Here is an 18,298-nt window from a genome sequence, read left to right on the forward strand (position 1 = left end):
TCGATCTCATACACCACTCCGCCGGACGTGACCCGATCAAGGCCAAGTCTCTGTTGCATGGGACCACTACGAACGTGCGAAACAGGCCGCGGGTCAGCAGGGAGACGCCGCCGCAGCCGTACACGTCGAGGCGGAACAAGCGTTTGTGCTGCTGGACCTCGGACATGCGAAGGAAGCAGCCGAGCTACTGGCGACCGCCGAGGACAGCGCACGAGGCACGTCCGGACGTCTTCTGCGTGCCTGGCTGGCAGCCGCACACGGGGAAGCACTCGCCGCGAGCAAGGAACGCTCTGCCAGTTTGCGAGCCTTCGACCGCGCGGAATCGCTGATGCCGCCCGGCCCCGCCGACGCGGAGAGCCCTTACCTCGTTCTTGACACCATCCACCTCGCCCGTTGGCGAGGAAACGCACTTGCCCGCATCGGCGAGGCAGAAGCTGTCGACGTCCTCGCCGCAGCTTTGCGGAACCTCGATCCGACGTTCACGCGTGCGGAAACAGGACTCCGGGTCGATCTGGCAACCGCGTTGATCGCAAGCGGAGAACGCGACGAAGCACGCCAGCACCTCACGAAAGCACACGCGCTGGCAGCCGAAATTGGCTCAGTCCGCCAGCTACGCCGCCTCGCCGCTCTGTCGGATGCGTGACAGCGACGAGCATGGTCAGGCGTCTAGTCCGCGCAGGGTCTGGTCCAAGGTCGCGGTGATGTAGTCGGCGCTTCCCGGGCCACACGAGATAATGTCGTTGCCGTTCGGACCGTTCTGGAGGAACGTCAGCAATCGCCCGTGGTCGACTGTGTCCACGGCGGTCAGCGGATAGCTGGACGAACGCACGCCATTCGTCCGGCTGGCCACGTAGAACTGGTGTACCGCGCGGCGCGGCGCGGCCATCAGCGCCCGGACCTGCTCTGCCGCATCCGGCGCGGTGTAGTCGCTGGTCAGGTCCAGGTCGAAGGACTCGGATGCGGATCCCGTCCCGTACTCCGAACGGGGCACCCGGATCTCGCTAATTTTGGCAGGGCGAACGTCCGGAAGGGTGTCCACCGTCGCCCGGCACAACCGGCCGGCCGGAATTTGCACCAATGTCGCCTCGTCATCGTCCACGGTGATCAGCAAGGCAGAACGCCCAGCGAGGACAGCCAGCGAACCCGATTTGCGTTCGTCACGCCGACTGGATATCCGGTAGCACTCCGCGTCGGCGGTCGAGATGCCCAGCAGCACGTCCCGGAAGTCTCCGGTCAGCCGCTGCCGACGCAGGTCATAGAAGCCGGGCTCAGCGAGGGATTGCCGCATCAGTTCGCTGAACGATGCTACTGCGTCGTTTTCGAGCCACCATTCCACGATCCCCAGCACGGGGTGTGCTGGACCGATTCGTTCGCCCTCCCATGCCCAGGCGAGAGCCACCCGTGGCACCGTCACCGGTTTGTCGATCACCATGATCGGCTATTTGCCGATCACCGGCGGAACGGCCTTGCCATCGTATCCGAACAAGGCATTCGGATCCGGTTCCAACAAGTACGAAGCGGACTTCTTCTCCTTGTCCTCTTCCTTGTTGCCCTTTCCGCCTGCAGCACCCATCGGCATGCCGTTCGCACCCCGGGCGCCGGACGAACCTGTCCCGCTCCCACCGCGCGTCATCGACTCTTCCGCTGCGCCGAACCTGCCGCCCGAACCGGTCGACCGCCCCGCGCCGCCAAGACCACCTGATCGGGAACCTCCACCGGTCGCCCCCGGCGTCCTTTCACCGGTGCCCGCTTCTCCCGGGCCGGACACGCCGGATGCGAAGCCGCCACCGAAGCCAGACCCACCGCCAAGCCCGCTCCCGGGACCGTAGGAGGACGACCCTCCGCCACCCGGCCCAATCGGATTGAGCCGCGCCGGGTCGCCGTTCCAGCCGCCTACCGGACCGGACGCCGGGGGCGGGACTACGCCGGAGGTATGTGTTCCGTCGCCATCGTTTCCTTGCGCGGCAGGCACCTGCAGGTTGCCCGCGGAGCCGGTCCCGACGTTTCCCGGGTGGTACTGCGTGGGTGACGAAACCGACGAACCGTCCTGTGCCGAGCTACCCGGACCGGACAAGTGCGGCTGGAATGCGGAATGCCCGGAATTCGCAGCCTGCTGATTTCCTGTGTCGGAAGAATTTCCGATGGAGAAGTCACCCTGTGCGTCGGGCATCTGTCCATACTCGGTGGGCATCGTCTGCGCGTGCCCGTCACTGGTGGAGGTGAACCCCTGGTAGATCTGCTTGTTCTGCTGGATTGCCGCGTTGTTCTTGTTGATCTGATCCTCGGTGTCGGTGTCCCACACCGTCAGTACATCAACCGCGTCCCGCTCCGGTGGCGAGTCGGATACCTCCTGCATCGAGTCCCGAGTGGACTGAAATGCATGTGACTGATCCGTCAGTGTGTTCTGCCCGGTACCCAACGCCATCGACGCGGCAGTTGCTGCCTGCGTCAGCGGCTGCAGCCCACCCCGGGCCGCGTCACCGCTCTGTCCGGACCACGCAGCCTCCAGCCGGGCCACGATCGCCCGCGTGTCCGATTCGATCTCGTGCTGCTCGGACGCCTGGGACATGCTGACCTGCTGGGCTTCTCCGAGGCTGCCCGGACCCGGGCCGCCCTTCACCCGCCGCACCAGTTCCCCGGGCAGGATCAAGTTGCCCTGGCTCTGCTGCAACTGCATCCACGCTCTGACCGCGTCAGCCGGACCGGACATCACGCGCTTCCCTTCAACGTCGTGAGCGCCAGGTCGGCAATCTTCCGCGCGTCATCACACGGATCACCCTTGCTTACCTCAGACCTGGCCACCGTTGCGTCTGCTTCGAAGGCTGCATTATCGGAAATCCCCACTGCGACGCTGCACCGTCCCCGTGAGCGATCATCGGAAGGGCCATAGGCCACCACCGGATAGCCTTGAACTGGGGCCAGCACTTTGAAAAACCCGCCCCGCTCCTGAGTCGCGTACACATCGGCAAGGCCGCGCTTCCAGGCGTACACAAACTGGATACCGGCGATGGAACCGCGATCGTCGTCACCCCATGAACACGATTTCGCGACCCCGGTGTCCTTCGCTGCCGGACTACGTGTCGGCGTGTTCGTGAATAGGCCGCCAATCTGCGCATCGGTGAGAGCTTTGCAGGGGTCACCTTGGATTAGAGACGCAGGCAACGGATTCGCAACCGTAGGGACTGGAAACCCGCTGCTCGATGTGACGGGTGCGGAACTCGGGCCAGGTGTCGCCGTACCCGCCGTAGTGCCCGAGCACGCCACAAGCACAGACAACAAGGCCAAACCGGTCACGCCGCCGCCAAACCTCGACACAAGAGCCATCAGAAGCGACCCCCGTCGCTCTTGGTGTTGACCGTCTGTGCGGCCTGCTCATCATTCTCTTCGTGTATCCCCAGTGCCTTTTCTATCTTTGCGATAAAGAAACCTACAAAGTCGTATTGGCGCGTGAGGGAATCACGATAGGCAAGACCAGAATTGTTGCTTGCCTCGGTATTGCGCAGCGAAGCGGGATCGTTTCCGGGAGACTGGATGGACCACATCGGCGCGGCATGGTCACGCTGATCCCCGATTCGCCGCTGCAACTTTTTGAGGTTCGCCAGCTCGGTGGTCATGGCGTCCCGGTCCAGCGCGAACGCTCCACCGGCCGAACCGCCGGATGCGCCTCCGCCTCCGGCGCCGGCCACGACGAACGTCGGCGTGTTCACCGCCTGCTCCTGCCCTGCCACTTGCTGCCTCCCCTGTCGCACTGTGGGCATCTAGCCTCGCACCGATAGTAGCCAACCGGCAACAACCTGTCCGGAGAACGCCGGAGATCACCCCTGTGAGCGTCTGCACCACGTCTGACGTGGCGATATACGATCGCAGGGAGATTCACCCCAAGGCGTCCGACGTCCGTCGGATGGACGTGCCACCGACGTTGAGCACCCCGTAGGGTGCTGGGCGTGGCTGACGAGCATGGTGCATGGAAAACCTTCGGTGAGCGGACCATCTACGACAACAAATGGGTCCGGCTGGGCCTGACCGACGTGCAGGCGCCGAACGGCGAGCGGTGGGACTACCACGTCGTGCACCTGGCTCGAATCGCCATCGGCCTGATCGTGGACGACCGGGATCGGGTGTTGATGCTCTGGCGCTATCGGTTCCCCACTGACCAGTGGGGCTACGAACTGCTCGGCGGGTTGGTCGAGGAGGACGAGGAACCGGCCGCCACGGCCGCCCGCGAGATCCGGGAAGAGAGTGGCTATCAGCCGATCGGCGAAGCCGAACATTTGATCAGCTTCGAGCCGCTGCCCGGCCAGGTCACCGCGGGTACCGAGGTGTATCTGTGGCGCGCAGCCGAGAAGGTTGGCGAGCCGACCGATACCGAGGAAGTCGGCAGGCTGGAATGGGTTCCGATCAGCCGGATACTCGAACTGGCGCAGCGGCAAGAACTTCTCGGCGCGGGTGCGCTGGTGCCGCTGCTGTACTACGTCGCCTCACGCGGCACCGGGAATGCTGCTGGGCAGGATCAAGCGCCCGAGCCTGCGTAGCTGCCGGTCGGACTTGATCTGTGCGGCGAGCCGCCGCGCCTGCCGTGCATGGGTGAGCGCGGCGTCACGGTCACCCGCTGCCGCGTAGGCGATTGCCAGGTCGACCAGCATTCCCGTCTTGGCCCGAATGAAGTCCATCGGCAGGCGAGGCAGCGCGTCGTTGAGCTGCTGGATTGCGTCCGATTCGCCGAGCTTGCTCAGCGCGTGGCCGCGCCAGCGGTCAAGGTGCGCCCCGCCCAGGAAGAGGAACGGCAGCGACGGGTCCACGGGGTCGGTGGGCAGCAGCACGTCTGCGGCGTCGAACGCGCGCAACGCGTTGTCGCGCTGACCTGCTGCCGAGAGTCCTTCGCCGTGCGCCGCTGCCATCCAGGAACGCAACAGTGGTGGCGCTGAATGTTCGGCAATTCTGCGTGCCTCAGCGAGTTGCTCTACCGCCATCTCGGCTTCCCCGAGGTCGATCAAGATGAATGCCTGTTGCGCGATCGAGTGGGCGAGCAAGATCTGTGAGCCTGCCTCGCGGGCCGCCGACTTGGCCGTTTCGTGGTGCTCCCACGACTGCCGGGTGGCGTTGCGGTCGAGTGCTTCCCAGCCGGCCAACGCGGACGCCTCGGTCAGCACCCCGGCCAGTGCTTCGCGCTGGCCACGCATGGTGCTGAAGCCGAGCAAGCCCTGAAGCTGATCGATATTGCCGCGTAGCTGGTCGAGCAGGGGCACTCCGCCCAACCGTCGGTCGACGTGTCGTGCCTGGTCGACCTGGCGCCGGAAGATCTCGACGGTCTCGGCGTCGACCGACCGCGCGAGAGTCAGGCGGGACACGAGTTCTTCCGCCTCGTCGTCCGTCTCCTCGGGCGGGAATCCGAGTTCGTCGTTCGTCCGGCCGTATACCTCGCGGAACAGCCGCCGGTACGGCTGACTGACGGCTTCGTGGCCGTTCTCCCAGCGCGACAGCTTGACTTTGAGACTTGCTGCCGACATGACCGGCGTGCCGAGTTCGTCAGCGCGCCGCAGCAGCATCCGAATGACTTCTTCGGCCTTGTAGTCCAGCTGTCTGCGGACGGCTTGAAGCCTCGTATCAGCCATCGGCCGGACCCGCGCGATAACCGCGCTGACCTGCGACGTTAATTGCAGTTAATGGTTTCGCGGTTAACCTCAGCCACCTGCGAAAAGGTGCCCCGGTGCCGTTCTCTTGAGGCATGAAGGAACTCGAACACCGGCCAGTGGTCCAGCCGCAGAAGCGCGGCGCGCCGCTGAACATCAGCCCCCTACTGCTCGTCCCGGTTGCCCAGCGCCGCACCGAGGTCAGCCCTCAGCCCGGCGAGTTGTTCGGTGATCTCGGACAGCCGGAGCTCAATCACCGCAAGCCGTGCGGACACTGCGTCCTCCATGTCTTCCCGAGGTTGGCCCGGGGCCGGCGGAATCCGGCCGTGCAACACGGCCAGCAGGTGCTGCGGGTGCAGTTCGAGGGCCAGCGCCAGGGCTTCCAAGGTCCGATCGCTGCGCTTGCGTTCGACGGTGTGGTTCTGAATTTCCCGGACAATCGCCTGGGAGACCTGCGAACGCGCGGCCAGTTCGCGTTGCTTCCATCCGAGCGCCTGCACGCGCTCGTTGATGACCCTCGCAACCGCCGCCCAGTCTTCCGACACCCATTCCTCCGTGGTCCGCCTCAGCGCCGACATTAGCGCGTAACGGATTCCCCGCGGCCTAGATCGACTTCGCGTCGCGCGTTCGGACCATTTACGCGCCTTGTTGCGCTCAAATCAGCTCTTATTTTCCGCTCAAATCATCATTTTCTGACTCAAGGGACTCAATCCAATGCAGAAGAAGATTTCCAACGCCGGTGGTCCGGCGTTCTACTCACTGGCCGACGCCGCGTGGATTCTCGGCATCGACCACAACGAAGTTCATCGCGCTGTCCGGGTCGGAGCGCTCCGTGCGGTCCGACGCCGGTCCCGGCTCGTCATCCCCGCCGCTGAACTGCGGCGTGCGCTCAACGGGGGTACGCGATGATCGAATACCGCTTGAAGGAGATGGCCGCTCGGCTCGATCGATACGCACATGTGCCGAACGACGTGCTCACCAACTTGGTGACCAGGGACGGACTGTGCTTTTGGGCTTTCGACCGGAATGACATGCCCCCGTTGACCGGGCATGACCAGCCGGACCGCGAGCTGGCCGCCCGCCTCTGCTCCGGATGCCCAGTGATCGACGAATGTCTTGAACTGGATCTCCGCACCGCCGGTCCGGACACGCTCGGGGTGTGGGGAGCCTTGCCGGACACCGACCGGCGTGCGCTGCATCCGGTGTGGACGCGCCGCCGGGGAGGTGGGGCGTGATGACGTTCCATCTTACTGCGGCTCAGGTCCTCGTCGGGGCAATGGTATTGGCCGCACTGTTCGCGGTGTGGCGACTGGGCGTACGGAAGGCGCGTCGCGCGGAGGAACGGGTTCGGGCCGGTGCGCGCGTGGTGTCGTTGGCCGGTCGTGTGCTGTTCACGGGCGCCGCGTTCACGGGCGTTCAGTGGCTGGTGATCACGCACCCGGGCAATCCGACACTGTTGCTCGTGGTGCTCGGGCTGCCCGACCTGGTGGCCGCTTACCTCTTGACCCGCGTGTTGACCGTGACCTCGCTGGACACCGCGCGCCGGGGCGGTGATCGCCGATGATGGCGCACAACAAGGCGTTGCGGCTGGCCGAAGACTCGGCAGCGGCAGCGGAGGTACGCCGCTGGCAGACCGACCCTGAGGTAGTGGCACTGCGGGTGGAACGCATCCGCACTCAGGTAGACCGACTGTGCTGGGCAGGAATTCTGCTCGGGTTGGCGTTCACGACCGCCAATGTCCAGGGCTTCGCCGCCGCTGGCGCGGCGGCCTGGTCGTTGCCGTGGTCGACCGCGTGGCTGTTGGACCCGACCGTGTGCCTCGTGCTGCTCGCGATCTTGCGCGCCGAGCAGGTCACCGCGCGATACCAGGTACGGACGGGCCGGTGGGTGCGCGCGGCGAAGTGGTTCACGCTTGCCGCCACGTACGTGATGAACACCTGGTCATCATGGGCGGCAGGCTCGCCGGCGGGAGTGGTGCTGCATTCCGTTCCGCCGCTCGTCGTGTTCGTCGCGGCCGAGGCGGTGACGGATCTGCGGGACAAGCTCACTGAAGGCGTACAGGTCGCGTTCACACACGCCATGAACGGAGCGGAAGTTCATGAACCGCGCTTGCCGGACCCGCAACGTCCGGTACGGCGCAAGCTGTTCGGTGACTACCTCGCCGCCGCTCGGCAAGCGTGGGCGCCGGGAGTTGTCGTCACCCCGGCGTGGGTGCGGGACGTCTCCGGCTGTTCGCGCGGCTTGTCCTCCCGGCTTGCCACCACGCTGGCCGCCGAAGTCGGGAAGGGGGACGGCGATGAGCGCTGACCCCCAACGTCACGAGGACAATCACGCGGCTCTGACCTCCACCGGCACACAGGGCGTCGAGCACGTCGGCCCAGTGCTGGACGGCGAACTGATCGACGACACCTTGCCCCAACCACGAACCCGCACGGCGTCCGGCCGTGGGGCGAGGTGGTGGCGAACCTGCTGCGAGGCCGCTGGTCGACTCTGGCGCTCCGGTCCGCTGCTGCGGGCGCGGTCGATCGGGACGTACCGGGCACGTAAAGCCCCGCTCGACCTCTCGCGGCTGATCTGGTTCGTCCTACGCGGAAACTGGCGGTGGCTGGTCAAGTTCTGGAGTTGGGCTACCTATGCCGACCTGCGGGCGGACGCGCGGCGTGCCCGGCTGGCCGGTGATGGTGAAGCGCGCAGGACGGCACAGGAGTTGATCCGGTCGGACGCCACGGCGAGGTGGGCCAAGGTAGGTATCGCGCTCCGCCGGTGCGCGATGACGCTGCGGGTGGCCGCCCCGGTTGCTGCACTGCTGTGGCTGGTCGACTCAGTGATGACCCGCTCGGACATGTGGCCCTGGCTGGCCGAGGTGTACGCGGACCTGACGGCCGTCTGGTCGGCACTCACAGTGGCAATTCCGGTCGTGCTGGTGCTGGCGCCGACCGCTTGGGCGGTGGCAGCAGCATTTGAAGGACGCGACCGCACGCCCGGTGCCAGCTGGCTCGTACGTCCCGACCGCGAGGACGCCGATTCTTGGATCGATGAACGGATGATCTCAAAAGCGTTGGCGCACCTGGGAATCGCTCCGTTGGATCGGTTCTACAAGGACGGAGGCGATCTGGTCTACACCGTTGTGGCACGCAAGGACGGAGACGGCACGTTCGCGCAGATCAGGTTGCCGCTCGGCGTCACTGCGGACATGGTCGCGGCCCGACGGTCGAAACTGGCCGCAAACCTCGGCCGCGCGTCATTGGAAACCTGGCCCACCAAGGGAGATGAAGACGGGCTTCTCGATCTGTGGGTAGCCGACAAGGGTGTCTTGCAAGGCGGGGCCGGTGCCTGGCCCCTGGTCCACGAAGGACAGGTAGACATATTCGAGGGTGTCCCGTTCGGACTGTCGCAACGCGGCCGAGTCATCAACGCCCCGCTGGTTGGGGTGAACTGGCTGATCGGCGGTAGGCCCGGCCAAGGCAAGTCGGCCGCGTTGCGGACGCTACTGCTCGGCGCCGCGCTCGATCCCACCGCCGAACTGTGGGCGTTCGTCATGGGCGAGTCGCCCGACTTCGACCCGTTCGCGCCACGCCTGACCCGCTACCGGATGGGCATGGACGACAGCGTGGCCGAAGCCGCAACTCAGGCACTCGCGGACCTCCTGACCGAAATGGAGCGACGCGGCCGGGTACTGGGCGAGCAGCCGGGCCGTCCGCCGAAGGTGTCGCGCAAGCTGGCCGACAAGCGTGGACTTGGGCTGCACCCGCTGGCGTGCGGGATCGATGAGTGTCACGAACTGTTCCAGCACCCGAAGTACGGCAAGAAGGCAGCCGAACTGGCGGTGCGGCTGATCAAGCGGGGCCGCAAGTACGGCATCGTGTTGTTGCTGGCGACCCAGTCACCGACGAAGGACAGCATACCTCGCGAGATCACCCGCAACGTCTCCTGCGGTGTCGCGTTCTCCGTGGCCGACCAGGTCGCGAACGACGGGCTGTTGGGGTCGGGCAAGTATTCGGCCGGCATCCGCGCCACCGAGCTACGCATCAACACCGACCGGGGAACGTGCGTAGCCGTCGGCATCACCGATGAGACGTTCGAGCTGGTGCGCACGTTCTACGTCCCGTTCGAAGACGGGGCCGACGACGTGACTCCGGTCATCGCACGCGCCATGGAACTGATCGAGGGAGCAGGCCGGGAGATCGAGTCCGGTTCACGACCGGAGACCGAAGCAACCGAACCTGTGGAGGTCGACCACCTCGCCGATATCGCGGCGGTCTGCGACGGGCAGAAGCGCGTACGCACACAGGTCGTGCTCGCCCGGCTGATCGCCCGCAACCCGGAGGAGTACGACGGGTGGACCCTGCGCGACCTCACCGCCGCGCTCGCGGCGCACGGCCTCGCCCCGGCCAAGTCAGACGGGAACAAGGTCGTCCGCGCCGACGACCTCGCCACCGCGCTTGCTGACCGGCAGCGTGACAGCGCCGACGACGGCAGGGAGGCAGACAGGGACCAGACAGGGAGCCAGGGACTTATCCCTGACCGGTCCCTGACCCAAAATCCCTGGACTGACCAGCGGAAACACGTCTCAGGAGCTACGGGGACCCGCCACCGGAACAACCCCGAGAACGCCCGGAAACAGGGTCCGGAGACCACTGGACCCGGGTCCCTCCCCGGGGGCGCCGATGACCGGTAGGCCACCGGCCACCGACGACGAGCGCACGCCGCGCCAACCGCCATCACAGATCAGCGAGGAATCCTGGGCCTACTGGCGCCCCATCGTCGCGGCGATGGAACCGATGACCCACGAACAACTTGCCGACGTCGCCGCGATCCTGCGCCGCATCCAGGCACGACACGACTCGACGGGCACCGACATTTCCGGATAGGCACAGCGATGACCAGCCCCTACGATCACCACGTCGGGTTGCCGGACCCCAAAGTCGGCAACCCGACGTTTGTGTCACCTGTTGGCGTTCACGAGCGACACAACTGCAGTGACCAGCAAGCCAATGACGCCGATACCCGCCAGTACGTACCCAGCGAGAGCGATGAGTCCGCCGCCTATGTCAGCTCCCTGACCGAGCGACCCAATGTGGGTCACCTGGGACCCGTAAAACACGATGAGCAAGACAGCGCCAACAGCGAACGTGATAAGAAACGCGCGCCTGAAGAGCCGTATAGCCGACCTCGGATCGTTCATCGCGTAATCCCTCCACATCTTACGATCACCACGTCAGGTTGCCGGATCCGCCATATCAGCATGCCAACGTTGGTGTGTCAGGGCACCTCTGGCGGAGGCAGCGGCCGGAGGCGGTTCCTGTCGAACGACCGTTTCCCGGTGCGGTCAGCCGGAGACACCATCATCCGGTCCCGCCCCAACGCACGCGTGAGCATCGCCCGCCGCTCGGCGATATCGCCGGTCTCCCACTCATCGGCCAGCGTCTGAGCCGACGCAGCCTCAGTCGGCCCCGCCGGGCCTTGCGCAGTCAAGGCAAACCGCTCCGCACTCAACCGCGCCAGATCAGTCGCCAACGGTTCGTTCGCGACGTCGAACGCGTCCAGCGAGATACGGCGCGCCCCCAACCGCTCCGACAGCGCCTGCTGTAACCCCTCAATCTGCGTAATCTCCGCCCGCACCTCACCCAGCCGGTCGCTGGTCCGCGACTGCAATGCCGACACCTCGCGTGCGTGCTGCTCGTCCAAGAGACGCGCCACGGTGAACGCCAGCAACTCCCGATCGACGGCGCGTCCGTCGATGAACACCGTGCCGCACCCCCGCCGCTGCTTGGGGCAGAAGTACTGGTAGCGCCACTGCCCATCCTCGGGGTAGGTCGCTTCCTTATTGTTGCGGGCGCTCAACTTCCGGCCGCACACCGCGCACCGCAGAATCCCGGTCCCCACATGCGCCTTGCCCGCGACCCGTCCCCGCTTACGGCCCGCATACAGCGCCTGCACCCGCTCGAACGTCCGCTGGTCCAACACCGGTACGCCCGGCAACCGGCCCGCAACCGCACCGTGATGGACGATGAACCCGCCCAGCGCCTGCCGTTTCATGATCGCCGTGGCAGTGTCCGCAGTGAATTCCAGGCCGTTCACCGACCGCAAACCGCGCCCGTTCCACAGATCGGCCACCTTCTGCGCCGACCCATCCTCGGACAACAGCAACTCCGCCCCGTCCCGAATCGCAGCGCGTTCCCGCTCGACCTGCTCACCCGCCACCTGGGGCCGATCCGCATTCGTCTCGTCTGGCCCCGGCACCCACCGCGTGTCACGGCCCGGGAACCCGAACCGACGCTGACCACCGGTGTCCTTACCTTGCTCTCGATACGTCGCGAACCGTCGCTTGAGCCGCCGTGAGGTGTCATCCGAGGAGCGGGCCGCGTGCGCGACCTCGATCCGCAGAATGAACCGGTCGTCCGGGTCGGCCAAGTCCCGCTCACCATGCGCGGAATACACCTTGAACCCGCGCTCACCCAACTCGATCAACGTTTCCAGGTCGCGCGGCTGCCGGAACAGGCGGTCGGTATGCCAGACCACAATCCCGTCCGACTCACCCGACTCCACCCGCTCCAACAGCCGCTCCCACCCCGGCCGCCGAACCCCCCGCTTCCACGCGGACAGCCCGTCCTTCAACTCCACACCCAGACAGGCCCCCACCCGCGTGATCACCGTGCGGTTGTCCGCCCACTGAGTGTCGATCTTCTCCAGCTCACCCGTCTCCGGCACCTTCGACAACCGACCATACGAGTCCAACAACTTGGCTGCCGCCGGCCCTGACCTGCACTAACCTCGTCGCTGCCACCCATGACAACCACAGTAGGTAAACAAGACTGGTGTCGCCAAGGACCCCTTCACTGCCCGCCGCAGGGGAGCAGCGCGGTTGACAGCGCCGCCATCGGTGTCGTTGAATACCTCGCACATCTGATGCAAAACGTTTTGCGTCCGGCTCGGCTCGAGGAGGTGGTGCGCAATGGCGGGCACCGGGGAGCGGTCGAGCATCCAGAGCGTCGCCGACGCCGCCGGGGTCAGTCCGACCACCGTGTCGCACGCGCTCAGCGGCAAACGCGCCGTCTCGCCCCGGACGCGGGAGCGGATCTTCGCGGCCATCGAGGCGCAGAACTACCGTCCCAACATGGTCGCCAAGGGCCTGCGCAGCCGGCGGACCCAGTCGGTCGCGCTGCTGCTCGTCGACATCGCGAACCCGTACTACCCGGCGGTCGCGCGGGCGATCCACGACGTGCTGGCGGCCGAGGGGTACGTCTCCTTCATCGGCAACACCGACGGCGACGCCGACACCGAACGCAAGCTCCTCGAAGAAATGGTGGCGCGCGGGGTGGACGGCGTGGTGATGCAGCCGGTCGCGTTGTCCGCCGCGGAGGTGCGGGAGATCGCCGGCCCGGAGACCGCGCTGGTGATCACCACGACCGAGGCGGGCGAGATGCCCGCCGACGCGGTGCTGACCGACGACGTCCGCGGGCTCACCGAAGCGGTCACGCACCTCGCGGACCAAGGCGTGCACGAACTCGGCTTCATCGGCGGGTTCCCGGGGGCCTCGGCGGGACCGCTGCGGGTCGACACGTTCGAGGCGGCCATCGGCGGCGCCTCGGTGCCGGAGGGGTGGATCGAGCATGCGACGTTCACCCGCGAAGGCGGCGAAGCCGCGGCCGCCCGGCTGCTGGCGCTCCCCCACCGCCCGCGCGCCATCCTGTGCGCCAACGATTTGATCGCGATCGGCGCGGTGGAGGCCACGCGGGCAGCCGGCCTGCGCGTGCCCGAGGACGTTGCGATCGTCGGGTTCGACGACATCGACACCGCGAGCCTCGTGAGCCCGGCCCTGACCACTGTCGTCAACCCCGCGGCCGCAGTCGGGGACGCCTGCGCCCGCACCATCCTGTGGCGGGTCGAGCACGGCCCCGGCGCGCCGTACCGAAAAACCGTCCTGCCCACGCACCTGGTCGTCCGGCAGTCCGCCTGAGGACGGCACGGAGCGCGGGCCGATACCTCACACCCCGACGCAAATCGTTTTGTACACCGTTGGAGGGAAGCGAACCCCATGACTCGGACCTCATCGCGTTCCACTGTGGAGCTGACGGAGGCCTACCGGCACAGCACGTTCGACGCCTTGCGCCCGAAGGATCTCCTCGCCGACGAAGTGGCACAGCGCCGCGAGAGCGGTTACGACGTCGATGACGTCGTACGCGCGGCGAACGCCACAGACCCGGAAGACCGGGCGGCGGTACTGGCGCTCGTCGACCGCATGGCCGACGCCACCCGCTCGGCGGACTGGCCATACGAGGAACCGGAGACGCTCGAAGACATCCGCGCAGCCGCCGGCACTCCGCGTGTGACCGCCCCGGATCGGGACCGCTACCGCGACCAGGTGCACGCAGCCTGGCTCGGGCGCATCGCCGGCTGCAATCTCGGCAAGCCGGTGGAATCGGGCGATCACTGGACCGTGGACCGGATCCGGGACTACCTCCAGCGCACCGATTCCTATCCGCTGAGCGACTACTTCCTCGCGCTCGACCCGATGCCCCAGGGCTTCGAATTCCGGGAGAACTGGCCGGAAACCACCCGGGGCCGGGTCGACGGTTCGGCACGCGACGACGACATCGACTACGCGATCCTCGCACTGCACCTGCTGGAAACCCACGGCCGCGCGCTGCGGCCCGAGCAGGTCGGGCAGGCGTGGACCTCGCTGTTCCCGGTGGAGCAGGTCTACACCGCCGAACGGGCGGCCTACCTCAACCTGGTCAACGGCCTGCGAGTGCCGGAGGTGGCGCGCTTCCGCAATCCGTACCGGGAGTGGATCGGCGCGCAGATCCGCGGCGACGTCTTCGGGTACGTCAACCCCGGCGATCCGTGGGCCGCGGCCGGGCTGGCCTACCAGGACGCCACGCTTTCCCACACCGGCAACGGAATCTACGGGGAGATGTGGGCCGCCGCGCTGGTCGCGAGCGCGTTCACCGCGACCGGCGCAGCCGAGGCGATCGACGCGTCGCTCACCGTCGTCCCGCAGGGTTCCCGGCTGCACGAGGCGATCAGCCACGTGGTGCGGCTGCATGCCGAGGGCGCGACATGGGAAGCCACCCTGGAGGAAATCCACGCCGCCTACGGGCACTACGCGTGGATTCACACTGTCAACAACGCCGCTGCGGTCACCGCGGCGCTGTTGTGGGGCGACGGCGACTACACCAGCGCCGTCGGCAAGGTCGTGATGAGCGGCTGGGACACCGACTCCAACGGCGCGACCACCGGTTCGGTGGCGGGCATCCTCGCGGGCACCGCCGCCCTGCCCGCGCACCTGATCGAACCGCTGCACGACCGCACCCGGTCGGCGCTGTTCGGCTTCGACAACTCGGTCATCTCGGAGCTGGCCGAACGCACCACCCGCTTCGCCCCCTTCGCCTGACCCCGGGCGGGCCCGGGCTCCGGGTCCCCGCCGGTCCCCTCGATCAACGGAGATGAGGATGGCTGGAATCACCCGTCGCCGGTTCCTCGGAGCCGGGGGCGCGCTCGGGCTCACCGCGGCACTCGCCGCGTGCGGGTCCACCGCCCCCGGCGGCGCCGACGATGTCCTCACGATCTGGAACAACCTGGACAACGCCCAGCAGAACGACTACTTCCGCACCCATTTCGCCGAGGCCTACCGCGGCCGGTACCCGGTCCGGTTCACCGCGAAGTCGGGCGGCACCATCGACCGGCTCATCCAGACCGCGCTCGCGGCCGGATCGGGCCCGTCGATCATCGTCACGCCCGGCCCGTCCAGCTTCGTGTCCGCCTACTACTCGGCCGGGTACCTGGCCGACCTCGGGCCCTACGAACGGGAATACGGCTGGGCGGACGTGTTCGCGCCATGGGCGCTCGCCGCGTCCCGCGTCGGGGGAAAGCTCGTCACCCTGCCGACCTCGTACGAGAGCATGGTGCTCTACACCAATCCGGCCACAGTGGACCGGATCGGCCGGCCAGTGCCCAGCACCCGCGAGGAGTTCGAGGACTTCTGCACCGAAGCGAAGGGCAAGGGCTACGTCCCGGTCGCCGCGGGCAACGCCGACTACAAGGGCGCCAACGAATGGTTCGTCGGAGTGGCGCTCAACCACGGCGCCGGCCCGGAGGCGGTCTACTCGGCACTGACCGGCGAGACGAAATGGACCGATCCGGTGTTCGTCGAGGCGATCGACCGGCTGGCCTCGTACTTCAAGAAGGGCTGGTTCGGCGGAGACGTCGGGATGTACTTCACGAACAGCTTCCCGGCCATTTACCAGCAGCTCGCGTCCGGCAAGGCGGCCGCGATGATCTCCGGCACCTGGGAGTTCGCGAATCTCACGCCGTACTTCGGGGCAGCGGCGGGAAACGACGCCACCTGGCAGTGGTCCACCGTGCCCTCGCTCGGCGAAGGCGTCCCGAAGGTGGTGTGGGACCTCGCGGTCGGCCAGTCCGCTGGGGTGAACACCAACTTCCGCGACACCGATGCCGCGGCCGGCTACCTGAACTTCCTCACCACGGACCGGAAGACGATCGTCGAAGGCGTCGAACGGATGAACTTCGAACCGGCCCCGATCCGGCTGGGCGCCGGCGACTTCTCCCAGCGCGCCGATCCCCGGATCGTGGACCTGTACTCCCGGCTGTCGGCGGCGAAGTCCGTCGGCTACACCACCTGGACGTTCTTCCCCCAGCGAACCGAGACCTACCTGATCAACTACTTCGAGAACGTGATCACCGGACGGCTGAGCGCGCGCGAGTACTGCGAGGGCATCGCCTCGCGCTTCGACACCGAACGGGCCGAAGGCCGGGTGCCGACCGCGCCGAAGCCCGGTGGGGAGCTCTGATGACCGAATCCACCCTCGTCGCCCCCTCCCAGCGCCGGGCCGCCCCGGCACCACGGCGCGGCCGCCTGTGGGGGAAGCTGCGTGACCGCCGGATCTCCGGCTGGCTGTTCCTGTTGCCGCTGCTGCTGTTCAACCTCGTCGTCGTCCTGGTGCCCAGTGGGTTCTCGATCTGGTACTCCTTCACCGACTGGACCGGCATCAGCGGCAAGGCGAACTTCATCGGCTTCGGCAACTACGCGAGCCTCGTACGGGACCCGGAGTTCGTGCAGGGACTCGTGCACAACATCCTGTGGACGCTGTTCTTCCTCATCGTCCCCATGGTGATGGGCCTGTTCGGCGCCTACGCGCTGTCCCGGATCACCCGCTTCCGGCTGCTGCTGCGCACGCTCTACTTCATCCCCTACATCGTCGCCAGCGTGGTGAACTCCTCGATCTGGCGCAGCATCCTGGACCCGCAGAACGGGCTCGGCGACCTGCTGGGCATCAACCCGCTCGGCGATCCGGACCTCGCACTGTGGACAGTGGAGTTCGTCAACAACTGGGCGTGGTGGGGCTTTCTGGTCGTGGTCTTCTTCGCGGCCATGCAGGGCGTGGACCGCAGTCTCTACGAAGCGGCCACTGTGGACGGTGCCGGTGCGGTCCGGCAGTTCTTCTCGGTCACGCTGCCCTCCATCGGCCCGACCTTCGCCTTTCTCGGGCTGATGACGATCATCTGGTCGTTTCTGGCCTTCGACTACGTCTTCATCCTCACCCAGGGCGGCCCTGCCGGTTCGACGGATCTGCTCTCCACTGTCGCCTACCGGGACGCCTTCACCAACCTCCAAGGCGGTTACGCCTCCGCAGTCGGCGTCGTGATGGCGCTCATCAGCGGCGTCGTCGTCACCGGGTACCTGATCATCCGCAAAGTGAGGAAGTGGGAAACATGAGCACCACCGCAGCTCCCGCTTCGCCGTGGCTCGGCCCCCGCGGGCGGTTCGTCCTGGGCCGTACCACCGTGTACGTCGTGCTGACCGCGCTCGCGATCTTCGCGGTCGGGCCCATCGTGCTGTTCTTCTTCAACGCCCTCAAGACCGACAGCCAGTACGCCGAGGGCGCGCTGGGCCTGCCGAAGACGTGGGAGTGGGGCAACTTCACGACCGCATGGACGCAGGCCAACATGGGCGCCGGGCTGGTGAACTCGCTCGTCGTCGTGGCCGGCACCATCGTGCTCACCTGCGCCGTGGCCGCGTGCGCCGCCTATGCGCTGGCCCGGATCAAGGTCCGCGGCGGGTCGGCGTTCATGACCTACCTGCTCGTGGCGAGCGCCCTGCCGTCGCAGCTGTTCCTGATCCCGCTGTTCTACCTGTGGGCGAAGGCCGGGCTCTACGACACCCGGTTCGGGCTGATCCTGATCTACTGCGGGCTGTTCTCGCCGTTCGCGACGCTGCTGCTGCGGTCGTTCATGCTCGGGCTCCCGCGTGAGCTGGAGGAGGCCGCCCGGGTCGACGGGGCCGGCGAACTGCGAGTGTTCCTCCGGATCGTGCTGCCGAACGTCCTTCCCGGCCTGCTCACCGTCGCGCTGACCACCGGACTGTCGGCCTACAACGAGTTCCTGTTCGCGGTCACGATGATCCAGTCGGACACGGCGATGCCGCTGTCGACGACGTTCTTCACCTTCCAGCAGGGGTTCACGCAGAACTTCACGCTCATCAGCGCGGCCGGGTTCATCATGATCGCGCCGATGCTGGTGCTGTTCCTGCTGCTGCAGCGGCGGTTCATCAGCGGACTGGCGAATTCCGGCATGGGCGGGATGTGACCGCGCCCGCCACCCGGTCAGCCGGCGGTGACCGATGTCCTCGGCCCCGTCCGATGCTG

At 66.9% G+C, this 18,298-nt stretch carries 19 protein-coding genes and 1 pseudogene; 13 read left to right on the forward strand and 7 right to left on the reverse strand.

Going from position 1 to position 18,298, the window contains the following annotated elements:
- Positions 1 to 46 precede the first annotated feature (46 nt).
- Positions 47 to 643: pseudogene (locus tag BJY18_RS07090) on the forward strand (hypothetical protein); the annotation flags it as partial.
- Between the two features lie 15 nt (positions 644 to 658).
- Here BJY18_RS07090 and BJY18_RS07095 read toward each other — a convergent pair.
- Genes BJY18_RS07095 through BJY18_RS07110 form a run of 4 tightly spaced genes read right to left on the reverse strand, consistent with a single transcriptional unit; the run spans position 659 to position 3,728 of the window.
- Positions 659 to 1,432, reverse strand: a complete 774-nt coding sequence (locus tag BJY18_RS07095; protein WP_184778731.1) for an ESX secretion-associated protein EspG — start codon at positions 1,430 to 1,432, stop codon at positions 659 to 661.
- 6 nt (positions 1,433 to 1,438) lie between these two features.
- Positions 1,439 to 2,677, reverse strand: a complete 1,239-nt coding sequence (locus BJY18_RS07100; RefSeq protein WP_184778733.1) for a hypothetical protein — start codon at positions 2,675 to 2,677, stop codon at positions 1,439 to 1,441.
- Positions 2,678 to 2,709: 32 nt separating this feature from the next.
- Positions 2,710 to 3,324, reverse strand: coding sequence for a DUF3558 domain-containing protein (locus tag BJY18_RS37975; RefSeq protein ID WP_184778735.1), 615 nt, complete (start codon positions 3,322 to 3,324; stop codon positions 2,710 to 2,712).
- Positions 3,324 to 3,728: a hypothetical protein gene (locus tag BJY18_RS07110; RefSeq protein WP_184778737.1), complete on the reverse strand. Its 405-nt coding sequence runs from the start codon at positions 3,726 to 3,728 to the stop codon at positions 3,324 to 3,326. The genes BJY18_RS37975 and BJY18_RS07110 overlap by 1 nt, the downstream gene beginning before the upstream one ends.
- A gap of 216 nt (positions 3,729 to 3,944) precedes the next feature.
- On the opposite strand from BJY18_RS07110, the gene BJY18_RS07115 reads away from it, so the two are divergent.
- Complete coding sequence (locus BJY18_RS07115; RefSeq protein WP_184778739.1) at positions 3,945 to 4,532, forward strand: NUDIX hydrolase; 588 nt, start codon at positions 3,945 to 3,947, stop codon at positions 4,530 to 4,532.
- Here the strand turns inward: BJY18_RS07115 and BJY18_RS07120 are convergent.
- Both BJY18_RS07120 and BJY18_RS07125 read right to left on the reverse strand, forming a co-directional pair.
- The gene (locus BJY18_RS07120; RefSeq protein ID WP_184778741.1) at positions 4,479 to 5,612 is read right to left on the reverse strand and encodes an NsdA family TPR-like regulatory protein; all 1,134 of its coding nucleotides are present in this window, start codon (positions 5,610 to 5,612) and stop codon (positions 4,479 to 4,481) included. The genes BJY18_RS07115 and BJY18_RS07120 overlap by 54 nt on opposite strands.
- A gap of 182 nt (positions 5,613 to 5,794) precedes the next feature.
- Positions 5,795 to 6,175: a helix-turn-helix domain-containing protein gene (locus tag BJY18_RS07125; RefSeq protein WP_184778743.1), complete on the reverse strand. Its 381-nt coding sequence runs from the start codon at positions 6,173 to 6,175 to the stop codon at positions 5,795 to 5,797.
- Between the two features lie 169 nt (positions 6,176 to 6,344).
- Here BJY18_RS07125 and BJY18_RS07130 point away from each other — a divergent pair, with 169 nt between their 5' ends.
- From BJY18_RS07130 to BJY18_RS07155, 6 genes are all read left to right on the forward strand, one after another.
- Positions 6,345 to 6,539: a helix-turn-helix domain-containing protein gene (locus tag BJY18_RS07130; protein ID WP_184778745.1), complete on the forward strand. Its 195-nt coding sequence runs from the start codon at positions 6,345 to 6,347 to the stop codon at positions 6,537 to 6,539.
- The gene (locus BJY18_RS07135; protein ID WP_184778747.1) at positions 6,536 to 6,865 is read left to right on the forward strand and encodes a WhiB family transcriptional regulator; all 330 of its coding nucleotides are present in this window, start codon (positions 6,536 to 6,538) and stop codon (positions 6,863 to 6,865) included. The genes BJY18_RS07130 and BJY18_RS07135 overlap by 4 nt, the downstream gene beginning before the upstream one ends.
- Positions 6,865 to 7,194, forward strand: coding sequence for a hypothetical protein (locus BJY18_RS07140; RefSeq protein WP_184778749.1), 330 nt, complete (start codon positions 6,865 to 6,867; stop codon positions 7,192 to 7,194). The genes BJY18_RS07135 and BJY18_RS07140 overlap by 1 nt, the downstream gene beginning before the upstream one ends.
- Positions 7,191 to 7,937: a hypothetical protein gene (locus tag BJY18_RS07145; protein WP_184778751.1), complete on the forward strand. Its 747-nt coding sequence runs from the start codon at positions 7,191 to 7,193 to the stop codon at positions 7,935 to 7,937. Before BJY18_RS07140 ends, BJY18_RS07145 begins: the two co-directional genes overlap by 4 nt.
- A 73-nt stretch (positions 7,938 to 8,010) precedes the next feature.
- A complete protein-coding gene (locus BJY18_RS07150) occupies positions 8,011 to 10,308 on the forward strand; it encodes an FtsK/SpoIIIE domain-containing protein (protein WP_312873766.1) in 2,298 nt (765 codons plus the stop codon).
- Positions 10,298 to 10,501 carry a hypothetical protein gene (locus BJY18_RS07155; RefSeq protein WP_184778753.1) on the forward strand — a complete coding sequence of 68 codons (204 nt, stop codon included), beginning with the start codon at positions 10,298 to 10,300 and terminating at the stop codon, positions 10,499 to 10,501. Before BJY18_RS07150 ends, BJY18_RS07155 begins: the two co-directional genes overlap by 11 nt.
- A gap of 391 nt (positions 10,502 to 10,892) precedes the next feature.
- On the opposite strand, the gene BJY18_RS07160 is transcribed toward BJY18_RS07155, so the two are convergent.
- Complete coding sequence (locus tag BJY18_RS07160; protein WP_246458793.1) at positions 10,893 to 12,350, reverse strand: recombinase family protein; 1,458 nt, start codon at positions 12,348 to 12,350, stop codon at positions 10,893 to 10,895.
- A 235-nt stretch (positions 12,351 to 12,585) separates the two neighbouring features.
- On the opposite strand from BJY18_RS07160, the gene BJY18_RS07165 reads away from it, so the two are divergent.
- The 5 genes from BJY18_RS07165 (at position 12,586) to BJY18_RS07185 (ending at position 18,239) form a co-directional block, all read left to right on the forward strand.
- Positions 12,586 to 13,590: a LacI family DNA-binding transcriptional regulator gene (locus BJY18_RS07165; RefSeq protein WP_184778755.1), complete on the forward strand. Its 1,005-nt coding sequence runs from the start codon at positions 12,586 to 12,588 to the stop codon at positions 13,588 to 13,590.
- 78 nt (positions 13,591 to 13,668) lie between these two features.
- Complete coding sequence (locus BJY18_RS07170) at positions 13,669 to 15,027, forward strand: ADP-ribosylglycohydrolase family protein (RefSeq protein ID WP_221457611.1); 1,359 nt, start codon at positions 13,669 to 13,671, stop codon at positions 15,025 to 15,027.
- A 58-nt stretch (positions 15,028 to 15,085) separates the two neighbouring features.
- Positions 15,086 to 16,444 carry an ABC transporter substrate-binding protein gene (locus BJY18_RS07175; RefSeq protein ID WP_184778757.1) on the forward strand — a complete coding sequence of 453 codons (1,359 nt, stop codon included), beginning with the start codon at positions 15,086 to 15,088 and terminating at the stop codon, positions 16,442 to 16,444.
- Positions 16,444 to 17,370, forward strand: coding sequence for a carbohydrate ABC transporter permease (locus tag BJY18_RS07180; RefSeq protein WP_246458795.1), 927 nt, complete (start codon positions 16,444 to 16,446; stop codon positions 17,368 to 17,370). The genes BJY18_RS07175 and BJY18_RS07180 overlap by 1 nt, the downstream gene beginning before the upstream one ends.
- Entirely contained in the window at positions 17,367 to 18,239 is an 873-nt protein-coding gene (locus BJY18_RS07185; protein ID WP_184778759.1) for a carbohydrate ABC transporter permease, read from the forward strand. The genes BJY18_RS07180 and BJY18_RS07185 overlap by 4 nt, the downstream gene beginning before the upstream one ends.
- The last annotated feature ends 59 nt before the right edge of the window (positions 18,240 to 18,298 follow it).

This window comes from Amycolatopsis jiangsuensis (assembly GCF_014204865.1).
In the GTDB taxonomy this organism is placed as follows: Bacteria; Actinomycetota; Actinomycetes; order Mycobacteriales; family Pseudonocardiaceae; genus Amycolatopsis; species Amycolatopsis jiangsuensis.